This is a genomic window from Spiroplasma endosymbiont of Dasysyrphus albostriatus, assembly GCF_964019495.1.
In the GTDB taxonomy this organism is placed as follows: domain Bacteria; phylum Bacillota_I; class Bacilli_A; order Mycoplasmatales; family VBWQ01; genus Spiroplasma_E.
In genome coordinates this window covers 941,685-959,435 of the sequence record NZ_OZ026447.1, presented here as the reverse complement: position 1 = coordinate 959,435, position 17,751 = coordinate 941,685, and the positions used below count along the sequence as shown (strand labels likewise).

The window sequence follows — 17,751 nt, the reverse complement described above, 5'->3', positions numbered from 1 at the left end:
GTTTTTAGAATACATTCAGATTTTTTAAATTAATGGTCTAGTAAAAAGGGCTAAGTGGCGTGGTTCAAGTTTTATATCATTAAGATAATATTCTTTTGGAGCCGTTGGTTTATTAACAGTTATTTTTTGGTCTTTAATATATGGTTCTAATAATTTTATTAATTCATTACCATTTAGTTCTCTTTTAATATTTTCTAAATTAAAAACTCAATATGTGTAACTGTTATCAATAATAAAAGAATTATTTTTAATCATTCATTTTGGAAGTGATAATTTATATTCAACATAATCAATAAGAATAGATTGTGGTTTATCTTTAACAATTTGTTCTTTTTTAAATTCTATTTGCATAATAATCCTTTCCTAATATGTTCTGTTGCTTCTAGCATAAAGAACATATATTTTGATTTTTAGATTATTAATAATACTACTATTCGTTTTATTCATTCAATGAAAACTGGGCTCAAAAATAAATTGTGAAATTTTAAAAAACATTGAGGCATTCGATTCAATATTTATTTAATTTGTGTTTAACAAATTAATATTTTAATTGAACCGGCACCGCTCAATTTTTTTTACAAGTTTGAAATTTATTTTCTCGCCCAAAAAAATTTTCAAAAAAAAATAAAAAATAAAACCAACACTTGCTCACTGGGGAGTGGCAAGGTTGGTTAAATAAAGAATAGAATTAATACAATAGGTCCCTACAACAGGTCTATATATACTAGTTTCCAATTCGCTCCCACCCCAAGAATTACCATTACTGGTTAGTATATTTTATTAGGTATCACTCCACTTTTTATTTATCCATGCAAGTCCACATGCTAGCTACTATTTTTAACAACTGTGTTGTAGTTCACTTTTTTAGTTCCCTAACACGTGTTGATAATAGTGCTAAAGACGGTTATTAAAAATTTTAAAATTTTACAATTACAAAAAAAGACAAGATTTTTATTCTCGTCTTTTGTCATTTATTTTTAATTCAAGGGTAAAAAAAAGAAAGGAGCTATTTTTAAAACTTTTTAGTTACCGACATCTTCGACACGCTCCCAAAATTTTTTAACATTATTCATTAACCTCTTTTTTAAAATTTTAAAAATATTTTTTATAAACTTTAATAAGTTTATACTTTATTATAAAATAATACTCACTAAAAGTAATATTTTTAACTTTTAAGTTTTATAAAATCTTAGAATTTGTTTAGGATCTTTTTAATAAAATTGAAATAAATGAGAGAACAACCATTTGTAAGCTAGTATTTAATTTTCTTTCACAATTTTTTCATAATCTTCTGCATTTTTCTAATCATGCAAAACTTCGTTCTACAACTCATCTTTTTGGCAATACTACAAAAGAATGTAATTCATTACGTTTGATAACTTCAACATTTGCATTTATGATTGTTTTGATTTTAAAAGCAAATTTTTCACCAGTATAACCAGCATCTACTAGTATTTTTTGAACTTTAGATAAATTTTCTTTTTCATTTTCAATCATTATTATAGCACTGTTACGATCTGTTTTTTCTGCTGTGGTTATGTAAATTGCATGTGGTAAGCCTTGAGAATCAACAGCAATATGACGCTTTATTCCTGAAATTTTTTTACCAGCATCATAACCTTTATTTTTAGCAGTATCTGTGTTTTTAACACTTTGTGAATCAATTATACAAAAACTAGTTTGTTCTTTTCTACCATTATTGATACGAACTTTTCTAACTAATTTTTTTTAAAATTACTTGTCAAGTGCTAGGTTCTTTATCACTATTTTTACTTCAAATTTGAAAATAATAATATACAGTTTGTCATTTTGGAAAATTTTTTGGTAACATTCTTCATTGACATCCACTTTTTAATACATATAAAACTGCACAAAATACTTCATATAAATCTAAATTTCTTGGTTTTGTTTTCTTTTTGTTATTTTCTAAAATTGATCTTATGTTCTCAAATTGTTCTTTAGTAACATGACTTGGATAATTTTTATGCATATATACCCCTTATCTTAAAATATATAGTCATTTTACGTTATTTTATAAAAGATTCCAAACAGGTTCTTATTATTAAAATAAAGTAAATATTATACAAATTTCAAGTAATTACTAGTATAATGATTTAAGAATAAAAAAGAATAATTAGTACAAATAAAACTTGTTATTTTAAAGGAGAATAATATACATGAATAAAAACTATAAAGATACATTATTAATGCCTCAAACTAACTTTGAAATGCGTGCTAATTTAACTATAAAAGAACCACAACTACAAAAATATTGACAAGACCAAAAAATATATCAACAACTAATTAACAAAAATAAAAAATCTACGAAAACTTTTATTCTTCATGATGGACCTCCATATGCTAATGGTGATCTACATTTAGGACATGCATTAAATAAAATTTTAAAAGATATTATTGTTCGCTATTATAATAGTAGCAATTATTATGCACCCTATATTGCAGGTTGAGATACGCATGGTTTACCTATTGAAACAGCAGTTACTAACTCGGGAATTAATCGTAAAACAATAGCAGTATCAGATTTTAGAAAACAATGTCAAAAATATGCAGAACTGCAAGTTGCTAATCAAATTAATCAATTTAAAACATTAGGATTATTAACAGATTTTGAAGATCATTATGTTACTTATGATAAAAAATATGAATCTGAACAAATTAAAGTTTTTGCTAAAATGGTAGAAAAAAAACTAGTATATCGTAATTTATATCCTGTATATTGATCACCATCAAGCGAAAGTGCCTTAGCTGAAGCTGAAGTTGAATATTTAACAAAAACTAGTGCTGCTATTTATGTTGCCTTTTTACTAAATGATGAAAAAAAAATATTTAACTTACCTACCTCACTAATAATTTGAACAACAACACCATGAACCATTCCTAGCAATCAAATGTTAGCAGTAAATGAAGAATTTACATATAGTATTATTAAAACTAATGAACAACAATATATTATTGCACAACCATTGATTGATTCTTTTACTAAAGCAAACAACATCACCGATTTTATAATTGTTAAAACAATTTCTGGTAAAGATTTAATTGGATTAACAGCATTACATCCATTATATCAAAGAAAAACTCCAATCGTTCATGGTTCTCATGTTACTATAAATGATGGAACTGGAATTGTTCATACTGCTCCAGCGTTTGGTGAAGAAGATTTTGATTTAGGATTAAAACATAATATCAAAATTCTTTGTCCAATTAATGATCAAGGTCAATTTACAGCAGAAATCAATGATGAACAATTAGTCAATAAATTTTATGATGATACTAATAAAATTATTGTTGAGCGCTTAAAAAATAATGGTACATTAATTGGTATGAAATGATTTAAACATCAATATCCACATGATTGACGAACTAAAAAACCCGTTATTTATCGTGCTACTTTACAATGATTTATCGCTATTGAAAAAATCAAACCATTACTTACTAAAAATATTAATAAAGTAAATTTTGTTCCTGAATGAGCAAAAAAAAGAATGTTATTAATGACAAATAATCGCTATGATTGATGCATTTCTCGTCAACGTGCTTGAGGATTACCAATTCCAATTTTTTACACCGAAAAAAAAGAACCAATCATGGATATAAACCTTATTAATCATGTTGCTGATTTATTTGCTAAACATGGTTCAAATATTTGATTCGAAAAAGAAGCAAAAGATTTATTACCACCTAAATATCAACATAAAGATAGTCCAAATGGTATTTTTTATAAAGAACAAGACATCATGGATGTTTGATATGATAGTGGCGTTTCCCACTTGGCAGTTATTAAAAATAATAATTTACCTTGACCAGCAGATTTATATTTGGAGGGTAATGATCAATTTCGTGGTTGATTTAATTCAAGTTTAACAACAGGAACTATTACTAATAATAGTAGTCCCTATAAAAACTTGCTGGCACATGGTTTTGTAACTGACGCTAAAGGCAATAAAATGTCAAAATCAATTGGTAATGTTATTAGTGTTAAATCAATTTGTGATACTAATGGTGCTGATATTTTACGATTATGAGTAGCCAGTGTTGATTTTACTGATGATACAAGAATTGGTACTGAAATTTTAAAACAAGTTAGTGAAAACTATCGTAAAATCAGAAATATTTTTCGTTTCTTACTAGGTAATTTATTTGATTTAGATATCAAAACTATTAAAAATAAAACAGAAGAAGAAATTATTAATAGTTTATCAGAAGTTGATCAATATATTTTAAATAAATTAAACGGATTAGTGACTAAAATTAATGAAAATTATCAAACTTACCAATTTAATACTATCTATCATTTAATTTTAAATTTTGTTACTAATGATTTGTCTGCTTTTTATTGTGATTTTACTAAAGATATTTTATATGTTAATAGCAAAAATGACATTAGAAGAAAACAAGTACAAATGACAATGTTTTTAATAGTAAAAACTTTAATTGGTTTATTAGCCCCTATTTTACCACACACTACTGAAGAAGCATTCCAAAGTTTAACTAAAAAAGATTTAAACACAAGCAGTGATTCTATTCATTTAAAAAAATTTCCACAACCATGAAATTTAAACAAACCAACAAAACTAATGGAAAAATGAGAATATTTTATTAACTTTAAAAATGAAGTTAATAAAGTTATTGAACAAGCTAAAAAAGACAAAATTGTTAAAACAGCCTTAGAAACAATAGTGACTATTATTTTTAAAGATAATCATAATATCTTATCAACAATTGATGAAAAAGAATTAGCACAATTATTAATTGTTAGTGAAGTTAATATTAATTATAATAATAGCAACGTTAATGACTGAACTATTAATGTTAAAACAAAAGAGGGTACTAAATGTCCTCGCTGTTGATTAATTGTTAATGAAACAAAAGAAGATGTTTGTAATCGTTGTTTTGAAGTGTTATCCTTAATAATGTAAATAACTAATATTAGTTTAGAAAGAAGTAATTATGGAATTTTCTTGATTAGCAATTAAAAATCATTTAAAAACACGTGATTGAAAATGATTAACTAAAATAATTTGTTTTTGTGCAATTATTATTCTAATTGTCACTGATCAAATGATAAAATTAGCAGTACAAAATGGAATAAAAGTTGGTGAAGAATATAAATTCATACCCGGATTTATTAATTTAAAATTTATTATTAATTATGGTTCTGCTTTTAGTTTTTTTCAAAATCAAAAAATCTTTCTAATAACTTTTGCTTTTCTAGTAGCAATTGCTAGTAGCACCTGACTATTATTTACTAAATCTATTAACAGAGCACTAGGTCTCAGTTTTGTTATTGCAGGAACAATCGGTAATTTAACCGATAGATTTTTACATAATGGTGGTGTTATTGACTTTTTATTATGACAACTATTCCCACCATATACTATTTTTAATACTGCGGATATATTTATTACCATTGGTATCACAATTATTATTCTACAAATAATTATTGGAACCATAATTAATGCCTATCAAGAAAAGTTTGGAGAACACAATAATGAAGTCAACAACGGAACATTCACAACAATCATCAATGATAGAAAATCAAAAGATGATAAAACTAACATATCATCAAAACAAAAATATCCGCATCGACAAATATTTAGCAATGATATTAACAGAACATCATTATTCACGAAATTTTATCCAAAATTTAATCACTAATGGGCAAGTAATAGTTAATAATAAAACTATTTCATCAGCTAACTTATTATTAAAAAATAATGATGAAATAAATATTATTATTAAAAATGAAAAAGAGAACACTTTAAAAGCAACTGCAATTGATTTTGAAATAATTTATGAAGATAATGAAATTCTTGTTATTAACAAACCTAATAATTTGGTTGTCCACCCAGGAGCAGGTAATTGAGATAATACTTTAGTTAACGGATTATTATTCCAATCTAAAATTGAAAATATTGATGAAAATAATTTACGTCCAGGCATTGTTCATCGTATTGACAAACAAACGACAGGGTTATTATTAGTAGCTAAAAATAAAATTAGTCATCATATTTTAGCAGAACAATTACAAAAACATGAAATTAAACGAATTTATATTGCATTAGTTCATGGTACAATTAAAGGTAGATCAGGAACCATTAAAGCGCCTATTGCTAGAAGCAATAATAATCGTCTAAAAATGATGGTCAATGAACAAAATAGTAAGAAAGCAACTACTCATTTTACAGTTATTGAGCGATTTAAAGACTATACTTTAGTTCAATGTCAATTAGAAACTGGTCGAACACACCAAATTCGTGTTCATTTTGAGTGAATTGAACATCCAATTGTAAATGACCCTTTATACAGCAAGTTTAAATTGGAAAATGCTAATATTGGACAATACTTACATGCTAAAGTCATTACTTTTACTCATCCCACAACTAAAAAAGTTATGACTTTTGAATGTAATTTACCTGATTTTTTTGAAAATAAATTACAATTATTACGAAAGGAAAGTGTTAAATAATGGATGATAATATTCTAGATATTTTAGGTTTACAATTAGTTGATTATTTTATTAGTCATCAAGATTATCGACCATTTAATGTTCCTAAAGAATTAAAACTACATGTTAAAGGTGAAGTATATCTAACTAATAAAGATAGTAATACTTATCATATCATTAAAATTATTAAAGAAAATAATTTTAATCCTCACCATTTAAAAAATAAAGATGAAGTTTATGAAATTTTACATAAACAATTAGCAGATGAAGGTGTTAAAGATATTCGTTATTTAATGGTTATTTTAAATGATGATAACCAAAACGAAAATCGAATGTCACCAGCGGTTGATGTTATTATTGCTACTAGTGACAAAATTGTTCAAGAATTATCTAAATTTTATCCTAGTATTACTAAATTTATTAAGGTAGACTTACCCCAACTTGAAACTGAAACCGAAAATAATGAAGAGACTAATGAAGATAATGGTACTGGAACTTTAAGTGATAATTGAAAAAAAGTTAATTTTCAAAACCGTCGTTACTTAAGCGAAACATTAAAAAAATGTACTAATGCTAATTTGGCAGTTACCTGATTTCTTTTTATAATTCCTATTATTACACTTGTTGTTTTTCTAGTAATTATAAATCTTAGTCAAGATGATTGATTAGCATTAGATTATAAACAACAACATTTGCTTTTTGGTGCCAATTATCATAACTTAATATTTGGTGCTTATCAATATTGAAGGTGATTAATTTATCCATTTGCTGGTAATGATATAAATCCTTCAGCTCCTATTAATTTAATATTTTCACTTTGAATGTTTTATCGTGTTGGTAGATTTGTTGAAGGATTTTATGGATGATGAAAAGCAATTTTCATTTGAATTGGTGCAATGATTCTAACCGGTATTTTACAAAGTGTTGTTGATAATATTAATATCATGTCAGGATTTTGAGTTTTTCCTGTAATTTCATTAGGAGCAATGTTACCTTTCATTTGAAATTATAAATTATTTAAAACTCCAATTATGAGTCGTTTCTTTACAACTATTTTATTAATGTTAATATTTTGATTTATAACTGATCAACAAGTAGTGACATTATTATATTGAATGATTGCTTTTGTCACAGGATGATTATTTGCTTCTTTAATCGGATATCATAATCGTAAAATAACTGTGTATTATGCTTTTAGTCCAATTGCTATTGGTTCATTAGTATTATTTGCTGGTTTACTTTGGGGTTTAAATAATTATTATCCTGTTGATGATAATAATTATACTTTAGAAGTATTAAAACAATATCAAAAACTTGGTCTAATTAGTCAAAGTACTATTAATAGTATTATGCTTAATTACTTTCACATACAAGTATAAAAAAAATTCTATATTTTTTTTAATGCATCAAATAAATACTTTTCTTCCTCTTTTGTAAGAAGATTAGTATTAATAACTATCTGTCTACTATTAATATCAATAATTTTAAAATCTATAGCAATATATGAATAATTATTAAAATTAATTTTTAATCTTTCTGATCATTCAATTATCATAAAATTATTCATCATTATTTCATAATATTCTTCTAAATGAGGATTAATTAAACGATAAGCATCCATATGAATTAAATTTCATTCATATTTAGTTTGATACTTATTTCAAATAATAAAAGTTGGTGAATTAATAATATTTTTAACTCCAAGTAAATTACCAATTAATTTAGTAATTTGCGTTTTACCACTACCAAGCGGACCATTTAATAATAAAATTAAATTTGGTTTAGCAATTTTAGCAATTATTTTGGCAAGAGTATTAGTGTCATCTAAATTTTTTAATATATATACTTTTTTTTTCATAATAACCTTCTTTGATAATTATTTTATACTTTACAAACTATTATACAAAATAATAACTTATTTTCTAAATTATTATTTTTCTTATTTAAAAGTTATTACTGCTCATATGTTTCTTTTTTAACTACTACTTTTTCTTTACTTCTTACAAAAAATCATTGATAAAAACCAAAACCAGAATTACCAAGAGCAACAATTCACATTAATAAAAGATTTACATCCAAACGATTATGAGCAACTCCCGAATACATAGCTATTTGAAAAATATTAACAATTATTCAAAAAATTCATTGTTCACGAAAACGTAATAACATTAGTATTTGCGCAACAATACTTAAAGAATTAGTTAATGAATCTAGAATATGTGGTAAAACTTGTTGAAAAGTATTACCATCAAAATCATATTTCCCTAAAATTACACGTGAAAATTCAGGAATTTCAAAATAAAAAAATACTGATAAAACAATTGCAAAGTAAATAGTAACAATACTTGTTTTTAAATTTAAACGTTTAGAAATTATTTCTTGTTGTGAATCTAAATGAAATTTCCATAAACTATAGCCAATAAATTGAAAAGGCAAAAAGAAAAATAAATTCAACTGCATATCACCAACATAATCTCAAACTAAAGCAATACAACCATAAATACTAACAGCAAAAAAGCCTCAAAAAAAATTAGAAATTTTACCAAATGAAATTAAAATTATACAAATAACATTAGTAAAAGCAGCAATACCATTTAAGAATAATAATACTTGCTGTCAAGGATGATAAGCTTGACGATTTACAATAGTTCAAACCGAAGGATATAAATTAGGATTAATAAAATGATTCAAATCAAAAAATGTATTTCATAACATAAAAATCCCTAAACAAATAATAGCTACTTTAGCAGAAAATGGAATTTTATTAAGATCTTTGGGTATTGATAATAAAAATTCTTTTATATTTTTCTTTCTTTTTATAAATCTAAATTTTATATCTTTAAACATATTTTCTTCCTTTTAAATTTATTTATTTATTTATGTTCACTAATGTATTATTCAATCGTAATTTTCCATAAATTGCCAATGTAAGTGCATCATTAACTTTATCTAGTTCACTCTCATTAATGAAAATACCATTAATACCATTTTCACCAATACTACCATCACCTTTACCAAAATAACTTAACTTTAAATCTAAATTCAAACTAGATAAATCAACAGCATAAAAATGTCATATTTTTATTGAAGTTTTATTAGCATAGTAACTACCAAGTCTATAAATATTGGAATGGCAACACTTTTTAGGACTATTTTTTGGTAGACATTTGTTGTTGATATTTAACTGGAGTTAAGTAGTTTAAAGTGCTGTGAATTCTTATATTGTTATATCAATTGATGTAATCAAATAATTCTAATTTTAATTGGATTAATGATGTAAAATTTTTATCATTAATAAATTCGGTTTTAAAAGTTTTAAAAGTTGCTTCAGCAACAGCATTATCATAAGGACAACCTTTTTTACTTAAAGAACGGTTAATGTTGAATGCTAGTAAAAGTTTATCAATAATTTTATTGTTAAATTCATTACCGCGATCACTATGAAATATTTGAATATCTTTTAAACAGCGATTTGATTGCATAAATGCTTGATGTACTAATGATGCATCTTTTTTAACTCCAACACTATGTCCGATAATTTCGCGGTTAAATAGGTCTATTAATAGGCAAATATAGTTTCACCTACCATTAACTTGTACATAAGTTAAATCACTAACAATAACTTCATTTTTAATCCTATTCTTAAATTTTCTATTAACAAGATTAGTTATTTGACTATCGTTAACTTTGTTATTATGATTTTTGAATGATAATTTAGTATATTTTGATATTAAATTATGTTCATTCATAATTTTTTTAATTTTTCTGCGCGATAAATAAATTTCTTGGTTTTCTAGAATTTTTTTTAATCTTCTAGTACCATAAACTTCTTTATTTTCTTTAAAAGCACTAATAACAGCTTCATCATAAATATTATTTTTGATTTTATTTTCTTTTTTCTTTAAATTAAAATAATATGTTGATTTAGATATTTTTAAAAAACGACACATTGTGCGAATTTTATATTTAGCTTTATTTTTGACAATAATTTCTATTTTCTGCCTATTATTAGTGCTGCTTGCTTTAAAATATCATTTTCCATTCGTAATTGCTTTAATTCTTTTCTTAATTTAATTAATTCATTTTCTTCAAAAGAACGATTATCTTTAGTTTTAAAACTTCCTGAATTACTAAATTGCTTAATTCAATTGTAAGTGGCCCCATCCAGGTAAAACTGCAACTCCTTCATTATTACATCATGGTTCACTAACACCTGTCATAAAGCCATTAGTAATTAACTTTAAAAATTTGCCCATAATAAACCCCCTTTACTATAAGTAATATTATAACATTAACTTAAAATTCAATTTGAAATTTTATACTAACTAAAAATAAAATTTATCCCAAATATTAATGAAAAAAATCATAAATAATTCCCTACTAAGATAATAGTTAATATATAATTTATTTATTATATAAAAATAAATAGGAGGAACAATAATGATTTACACAATTAATAATTTATTTATTAATAGTAACGATAAAACTAAAAAAATACCAACACAAGTAACTGTTAACGGTTGGGTTCGTTCTAATCGAAATAGTAAAAAAGTTGGGTTTTTAGATTTAAACGATGGTTCTTCAATTAATAACTTACAAGTAGTATATGATCCAAATTTAGAAAATACTAACAATTTAACTAATGTTACTACTGGTAGTGCTGTTACTATTACTGGTAATTTAATTTTAACACCAAATGCGAAACAACCATTTGAACTAAAAGTAATTACTGCTACTGTCTACAACATATGCGCTAATGATTATCCAATCCAAAAAAAAGAACATACAAATGAATTTCTTCGTGAACATGCACACTTACGTGTTCGTACTAATACTTTCTTGTCATTATTTAGAATTCGTGCTCAAGTATCATGATCTATTCATAATTTTTTTCATAATAATCAATTTATTTACCTACATAGTCCTCTTATTACAGCTAATGATGCTGAAGGTGCTGGTGAAAATTTTATTGTTACTACTATAACTAATGATAAATATGAAAAGGATTTTTTTGGGAAAAAAGCCTCATTAACTGTTAGTGGTCAGTTAAATGCTGAAGCCTACGCTCAATCTTTACAAAAAGTTTATACATTTGGACCAACATTTCGTGCTGAAAAATCTAATACTACACGTCATGCAGCAGAATTTTGAATGGTAGAACCAGAATTTACCTTTAGTAATCTACAAGATAATATTATACTAGCCCAAAAACTAATAAAAACTGTTATTAGAGATGTTCTAAATAATTGTAATTCTGAATTAAAATTTTTAGAACAAAAACAAGAAACTAAAAATGAACAATCACTAATTGAAAAATTAGAAAAAATTGCCGATTTTAAATCTGATTTTAAAGTTATTACTTATACAGAAGTAATTGAATTACTTTTAAATGCACAAAAAAAAGGAAAAAAATTTGAATTTAATGAAATTAAATGAGGAATTGATTTACAATCAGAACATGAAAGATATTTATGTGAAGAAATAACTAAACAGCCAACTTTTGTTATTAACTATCCACAAACCATCAAAGCTTTTTACATGAAACTTAATCCAATTGATAGTAATTATCCACAACAAAAAACAGTGGCAGCTATGGATTTATTAGTGCCAGGGATTGGTGAATTAATTGGTGGTTCTGTTCGTGAAGATAATTATGAACAATTACTAAAAAATAAAACCCAATTCAAAATTGAGGGTAATGATCTACAATGATATTTTGATTTAAGAAAATATGGATATGCACCAAGTGCTGGTTTTGGTTTAGGTCTAGAAAGATTTTTAATGTTTATTACTGGTATTAATAATATTAGAGATGTTATTCCTTTTCCTCGTACACCAAATAACTTATTATTCTAAAATAATAATATTTTAATAATATCTTTTTAAATTAAACTTATAATGTTATTTAAAACTCCTATTACTACATTAAAATCCAACATAATATATAATTAATTTAGTATTAAATAATTATTAATAAGTTAAAAAAAGAAAGGATATTTATATGCCAAAGTCATATGAAATTATAAAAACAATGTAAAAAATAATTAATATAAGTAAAAATTGATTTATCAGCTTTTAAATTAAAAAGTAAACGTTTAAATTTAGAAATAATGATTGATTATAATCAAAAAGATCTAATTAATGTTCAACACTCAATTTACAATAGTTCAAAAGCAACCATTTTTTCTAAAGAATTACAAGAATTTTTAAAAAATGCTTACCATAATGCAGTTGCATCTAAAAAAATAGATATCCCATGAGTAATAACAGCAACTTTTAATTTACCAAATTCATCATATATAACTGAAATTAATGACTTAAAAAATAAAATTATTAAAGAAGGTATAACTATTAAAAATGATGAAACATACTTTGAAACTAAACTTTCTTTAAAAGAAATATGTGAAAACTTTAATATTGAAAATTCTAACATAAAAGAATTACTAAATGATTGTTTAAAAATCCCAGATAATAATTTTGAAAAAATCAAACAACAAAGTAATTTAGATACTAAAGAAAACAAAACTTATAATTATCATTCTGTTCAATTATAAATTAATAAATAATTAAAAATGACCACTATTTATTAGTGGTCATTTTTAATTAAATTATTTATAATTGATTTTTTACTTCTATAATTTTTACCCTATATGTTTCTTTAATACCTTTAATATCAACAATATCACCAACAACACAATTCATAATTGATACTGCTAATGGGCACTCATTAGAAATTAATCCTTCAAATGGATTACTTTCAATACTTCCAACAATTTTAAATTTTTCTTCTGAATCAGAAACAATTTTACCATCTTTAATTTTTACAATTGTTACTCAACTACCAACACGAACTGCTTTGATATTACTATTTTTACGTTGTTTTTGTTCTTCAAGAATAACAGCACTAGTAATAATCGTTTCAAGTTCTTGAATGCGTGCTTCATTTTTACCTTGCTCTTCACGCGCACTAGTATAATCAGCATTTTCTGATAAATCACCATCAGCCCTAGCTGCTTTTAATCGTTCTTTTATCGATTCACGTTCAACATTAATTCGTTTATATAATTCAGTTTTTAACTTTTCTAAACCTTGTTCTGAAATTATTATTTCTTTATTTTTGTTAATTTCGCTCATTAAATGCCTCCATTTATATAATTTAATATTTTAAGAACGTAAATAATTATATCATAAGGATAAATGGTTTTAAAAAAAGTATTCAAAAGAATACTTTTTTTAAAACCATTTACTTTATTAATTTTTCTTCTTTTAATAAAGAAATAATTTCTGTTTTAACTTCTTCAAGTTTTTTATCTTCTTCTTTCTCATCCATTTTTGTAATAATAAAAGCAATTTTACTAAAATTTTTTGCTTGTAAACCTAGAAAATTAAGAACTGACTTAGCTTTAACTTTAGTTTCATTACCAGTAAGTTTTACTGGCTTCGTAATATCTGCATTATCAGGTAATTTAATGACTTCTACCTCAATATTTTTATACTTACTAATAGCAGCAGCAATTTTGGCTATTGGTCGTGCATGTAAACCAATCTTTTTTTCATCATCAATTTGCACAGCATAAATAATACAATTCATTTTTTTCCTCCAAGATTTCTTAAAAATTTGTATAATATAGTTTATTTATAACATATTTTTTATTTTTTTAAAAAAAATATATAATTTAAATTTTTCTTATTAAAATAATGTCCTAGTAAATATTCAATTTTTTATAAATAAATTTTAATTTTTTTTAAAATAAATAAATAAATATGGTATTATTTATTAGTTAAAACATTAATAAGGAGAAAATAACTATGGCAAGAAAATGTGCTTTAAGTGGTATTGGTCCACTAGCTGGTAACAACCGTTCGCATGCGATGAACTCTTCTAGAAGAAAATGAAATCCAAACTTACAACCAGTAAAAATTGGTGGAAAAACTTTAATGATTAGTGCTCGTACTTTAAAAACTTTAAAGAAAAATAATGCTTTAGATAATAAAAAATAAAGTTATTTTATCTTTTGAATTATATAAATAAAGAATACTAATAAAAGAAAGAAATACTTTTCTTTTATTTTTTTATATTAAATTAAAAATATTTAATAAAATGGTATTAAGTTAACTTAATACCATTTTTTAATTACTAAAAAATATTAATAATATAGTCTAGAACCTACATTTTTTATAAAAATGAAATAATTTTTCTAGTTTTTATCAATTATATTGTTATAATACGTGTATGATAAAGAAAACTCTCAGTTGGGTGGATTTATATGCTAAAAAAAAGAATTTTGTCATTATTTTGATTAATCACAATGATTAGTATTTTTATTGTAACTTTAGTTAGTCATAAACCCTATTTTATTATGGGTGGTTCAACTTCAGTAGCACCTTTAATGCATACATTAATGGAAGACTATCCTGATAATCATAAAGAAGCAGATTTTACTTATAACAGTTTAGGTTCAGATGCAGCAGTAATTCCCGTTAATAAAAATATGTTTGGTATTGGCTGACTTTCAAAGGAATATACAACTCCTAATAATAATTTAATTTCTTTTGTTTTATCAAAAGATGGCATGATTTTAGTTTATAATTTACCAAAAGATTGCTTAGGTAATGATAAACCTCTAAATTTTACACAAGATAAAGTAAAAAAAATGTATTTAAAATCGTCTATTTTCTGAAGAGATTTATTTCCACAAAATACTTCAGAACCAAATCAAGGTTGAATCAAACCAACTTGTGACCTCAAAATTTTACCTTATACTAGAGAAAATGGTTCAGGAACACGAGATGTTTTTAATGAAAAAGTTCTGGGTGATTCAAAAGCATATTATCCACAAGCAATAACCGTTAATTCAAGTACACAAATGTTTAATATGTCTAGTGGTGGTGTTGGTTATAGTTCATATTCAGATAAAAAACAATTAGATTCAAATAAACAATTCACTAATATTCATATTGCTAATTGAGAAAAAATTGCTCCAAGTTTAGATACCATTAAAAATGGTACTTATCAGTTATCACGACCATTTACAGGTTTAATAAATAAAAATTTTAAACAAATTAATACTTTAGTTAAATTTCTAAAATTCTTGTTTATTCCTGGCTATCCAGGTCATAACGAATACGTAGTTCCTGCTTTTTCAGAAGCTCAATACGCACAATCAGCAGTACCATTAACTGACAAATTAAATCATGATTTAAATCAGTGATTAAACAATTTTCCATAAAGGAGTATTAATAAATGAAATCCAAATCTTTTAAAAAGTTTTGACATAAAATAACTTTTAATCATTTTAATAAAAATCATGATCCAAAAAATGTTTTTATTAGTGAACAAAAAAAACATACTTATGATTTGATTGCTAAAATTTGTGTATTGTCTATATCTTCATTAGCACTAATTGCCGCTTCATTATTAATTGGTTTTATTATCGGCCAAACATTTAGTAATATGAGTTTTCTTAATTGATTTAAAATGTTAGGAAATAGTAAATGATTACCTAGTGCTAATAGTTTTGGTATTATTGCCTTTGTTGTTGCCACTTTTTGAGTTGCGCTATTTTCAATGATACTTGCTGTTCCTTTAAGTTTACTAACATCATTATTTATATGTGAATTTTTACCACCAAAATTAAAAAAAACAACATTAACTTTAGTAGAATTATTATCTGGTATTCCTTCAGTTGTTTTTGGTGCTTTTGGTTTAATGACCATTGGTCCTATTTTTGTAAAAATGGGAGCACCAACCAAAGAAAATATGATGACAGCAAGTTTTATTTTATCAATGATGGCATTACCAACAATTATTTCATTATCTGTTAATGCTATTACTAGAGTACCAAAATCTTATCTATATGCATCATTAGCACTAGGTATTAGCAGGACTGACACTAGTTTTAAAGTCATTTTTAAAGCGGCAAAAACCAAAATCATTGGTGCAATAATTTTTGGATTTGGAAGAGTCATTGGTGAAACAATGGCCGTTGTCATGATTGCTGGTAATAGTACTCTAACCCCCAATTTTGCACATGGTCCACTTGCATTTTTATTTAGTTCAATTTCTACTTTAGCGGGAGTAATTGGACTAGAAATTGGAGAAGCAGTTAGTTCTCAACAAATATCAGCATTATATGGAATTGGTTTATTTTTATTTATTATAGTTTCAATCATTAACTTTATTGTTTTAATAATTTATAAACGTAGTGATAAAAAAGCAAAAGGTCATAAAAAACCACGAAATTATAATTTAAAAAAAATAAATCTATCTGATAATCAACTAATGTTAACTATTAGTGAAAAAACTATTAAAAATCAAGGCTGAAAACACTTTAAAGACTATTTTCGATTATTCTTTATGGGGCTAGCTTGTTTTATTACTATGGGATTAATTATTTGAATTATTGGTGATATTATTATTAATGGTATCTTCAACATTAGTGGTAATGCTGGTAGTAGCGTTTTCAATTTTAATTTTGCGGCTTTAATTTGAACAATCGGTGATGAAGGTTACTTATCAATTATCACAATGACATGTTTATTGGTATTAACAACAATTACTATTGCTATGCCATTAGGTATTATTGGCGCAATTTATCTTCACGAATATGCCAAAAATGGTTGATTTGCTTCAATATTACGTTTTGTGCTAAATACCTTAGCTTCTACGCCATCAATTATCTTTGGTATGTTTGGATTTACTTTTTTTATTACTTTCTTACAAATAAGTTTCTCAGCAATTGCTGCTAGTTTAACATTAACAATTGTTATTTTACCACTTATTATTAGAGCAGTAGAAGATACATTAAAATCAGTACCTATTGAATATCGTGAAGCATCATTAGCACTAGGTGCTAGTAAATTTGAAACAATAAGAAAAGTAGTTATTCCAGCTGCCATTGGTGGCATTATTACTAGTATGATTTTATCAATGGGTAGAATTATTGGTGAATCAGCACCAGTTTATCTAACATTAGGAAGCACTGTTGCTTTTCCCAATAAAGGTTTCTTAAGTTCAGGACAAACTTTAACAACCCATATTTTATTAGTTAATAAAGAATCAAATGACCCTAATAAATTAGGAATGATGTACCAAACAGCACTAATAACAGTTATACTAATATTTATTTTAAATTTTATAGCAAAACATTTTGAAAAAAGTTTAACAACAGGAATCGGGGTGAAAACAAAATGCTCAATTGAATTATTAAAAGAAAAAATGAAAGCAAGAAAGAATCAGCGAATAGCAATAAAAAAAGAAAAGTAAATGTGATTAAACCTTA

Annotated in this window: 18 protein-coding genes; 9 read left to right on the top strand and 9 right to left on the bottom strand. The window is 24.9% G+C overall.

Annotated features, from left to right (window positions below):
- Positions 1 to 24: 24 nt before the first annotated feature.
- Together AACL11_RS05795 and AACL11_RS05790 are read right to left on the bottom strand one after the other, a co-directional pair.
- Positions 25 to 351, bottom strand: coding sequence for a hypothetical protein (locus AACL11_RS05795; protein WP_338986659.1), 327 nt, complete (start codon positions 349 to 351; stop codon positions 25 to 27).
- 849 nt (positions 352 to 1,200) lie between these two features.
- A protein-coding gene (locus AACL11_RS05790) for an IS5 family transposase (protein ID WP_422397922.1) occupies positions 1,201 to 1,990 on the bottom strand; the annotation gives its coding sequence in 2 pieces (ribosomal slippage) (positions 1,201 to 1,723 and positions 1,722 to 1,990; 792 coding nt in all).
- Positions 1,991 to 2,177: 187 nt separating this feature from the next.
- Between AACL11_RS05790 and ileS the strand changes: the two genes are divergently transcribed.
- The 4 genes from ileS to AACL11_RS05770 are packed head-to-tail and all read left to right on the top strand — an operon-like array spanning position 2,178 to position 7,848.
- Positions 2,178 to 4,940, top strand: coding sequence for an isoleucine--tRNA ligase (gene ileS / locus AACL11_RS05785; protein WP_338986656.1), 2,763 nt, complete (start codon positions 2,178 to 2,180; stop codon positions 4,938 to 4,940).
- Positions 4,941 to 4,971: 31 nt separating this feature from the next.
- Positions 4,972 to 5,679: a signal peptidase II gene (gene lspA / locus AACL11_RS05780; RefSeq protein ID WP_338986655.1), complete on the top strand. Its 708-nt coding sequence runs from the start codon at positions 4,972 to 4,974 to the stop codon at positions 5,677 to 5,679.
- A complete protein-coding gene (locus AACL11_RS05775) occupies positions 5,567 to 6,490 on the top strand; it encodes an RluA family pseudouridine synthase (protein ID WP_338988495.1) in 924 nt (307 codons plus the stop codon). Before lspA ends, AACL11_RS05775 begins: the two co-directional genes overlap by 113 nt.
- Positions 6,490 to 7,848, top strand: coding sequence for a rhomboid family intramembrane serine protease (locus tag AACL11_RS05770; RefSeq protein WP_252320374.1), 1,359 nt, complete (start codon positions 6,490 to 6,492; stop codon positions 7,846 to 7,848). The genes AACL11_RS05775 and AACL11_RS05770 overlap by 1 nt, the downstream gene beginning before the upstream one ends.
- An 8-nt stretch (positions 7,849 to 7,856) precedes the next feature.
- On the opposite strand, the gene tsaE is transcribed toward AACL11_RS05770, so the two are convergent.
- The 5 genes from tsaE to AACL11_RS05745 all read right to left on the bottom strand — a co-directional run bounded on the left by tsaE (position 7,857) and on the right by AACL11_RS05745 (position 10,658).
- Entirely contained in the window at positions 7,857 to 8,327 is a 471-nt protein-coding gene (tsaE, locus tag AACL11_RS05765; RefSeq protein WP_252320372.1) for a tRNA (adenosine(37)-N6)-threonylcarbamoyltransferase complex ATPase subunit type 1 TsaE, read from the bottom strand.
- Between the two features lie 95 nt (positions 8,328 to 8,422).
- Positions 8,423 to 9,316, bottom strand: a complete 894-nt coding sequence (gene pnuC, locus AACL11_RS05760; protein WP_252320370.1) for a nicotinamide riboside transporter PnuC — start codon at positions 9,314 to 9,316, stop codon at positions 8,423 to 8,425.
- Between the two features lie 22 nt (positions 9,317 to 9,338).
- Complete coding sequence (locus AACL11_RS05755; protein WP_338986651.1) at positions 9,339 to 9,515, bottom strand: hypothetical protein; 177 nt, start codon at positions 9,513 to 9,515, stop codon at positions 9,339 to 9,341.
- A 103-nt stretch (positions 9,516 to 9,618) separates the two neighbouring features.
- Positions 9,619 to 10,428 (bottom strand): IS3 family transposase, encoded by an 810-nt coding sequence (locus AACL11_RS05750; protein WP_338988473.1) that lies wholly within the window; start codon positions 10,426 to 10,428, stop codon positions 9,619 to 9,621.
- A 32-nt stretch (positions 10,429 to 10,460) separates the two neighbouring features.
- Entirely contained in the window at positions 10,461 to 10,658 is a 198-nt protein-coding gene (locus AACL11_RS05745) for a hypothetical protein (protein ID WP_338986649.1), read from the bottom strand.
- Between the two features lie 248 nt (positions 10,659 to 10,906).
- Between AACL11_RS05745 and asnS the strand changes: the two genes are divergently transcribed.
- Together asnS and AACL11_RS05735 are read left to right on the top strand one after the other, a co-directional pair.
- Positions 10,907 to 12,325, top strand: coding sequence for an asparagine--tRNA ligase (asnS, locus tag AACL11_RS05740; RefSeq protein ID WP_422397945.1), 1,419 nt, complete (start codon positions 10,907 to 10,909; stop codon positions 12,323 to 12,325).
- 254 nt (positions 12,326 to 12,579) lie between these two features.
- Entirely contained in the window at positions 12,580 to 13,023 is a 444-nt protein-coding gene (locus AACL11_RS05735; RefSeq protein WP_338986645.1) for a hypothetical protein, read from the top strand.
- Between the two features lie 58 nt (positions 13,024 to 13,081).
- Here AACL11_RS05735 and greA read toward each other — a convergent pair whose 3' ends face one another.
- Together greA and AACL11_RS05725 are read right to left on the bottom strand one after the other, a co-directional pair.
- Positions 13,082 to 13,603, bottom strand: a complete 522-nt coding sequence (greA, locus tag AACL11_RS05730) for a transcription elongation factor GreA (protein ID WP_252320669.1) — start codon at positions 13,601 to 13,603, stop codon at positions 13,082 to 13,084.
- A 109-nt stretch (positions 13,604 to 13,712) separates the two neighbouring features.
- Positions 13,713 to 14,060 (bottom strand): HPr family phosphocarrier protein, encoded by a 348-nt coding sequence (locus tag AACL11_RS05725; protein WP_252320667.1) that lies wholly within the window; start codon positions 14,058 to 14,060, stop codon positions 13,713 to 13,715.
- A gap of 218 nt (positions 14,061 to 14,278) precedes the next feature.
- On the opposite strand from AACL11_RS05725, the gene rpmB reads away from it, so the two are divergent.
- The 3 genes from rpmB (at position 14,279) to pstA (ending at position 17,735) form a co-directional block, all read left to right on the top strand.
- Complete coding sequence (rpmB, locus tag AACL11_RS05720) at positions 14,279 to 14,470, top strand: 50S ribosomal protein L28 (RefSeq protein ID WP_252320665.1); 192 nt, start codon at positions 14,279 to 14,281, stop codon at positions 14,468 to 14,470.
- 266 nt (positions 14,471 to 14,736) lie between these two features.
- Positions 14,737 to 15,699, top strand: a complete 963-nt coding sequence (locus tag AACL11_RS05715; RefSeq protein ID WP_252320663.1) for a PstS family phosphate ABC transporter substrate-binding protein — start codon at positions 14,737 to 14,739, stop codon at positions 15,697 to 15,699.
- Between the two features lie 14 nt (positions 15,700 to 15,713).
- Complete coding sequence (pstA, locus tag AACL11_RS05710; protein WP_338986642.1) at positions 15,714 to 17,735, top strand: phosphate ABC transporter permease PstA; 2,022 nt, start codon at positions 15,714 to 15,716, stop codon at positions 17,733 to 17,735.
- Positions 17,736 to 17,751 lie beyond the last annotated feature (16 nt).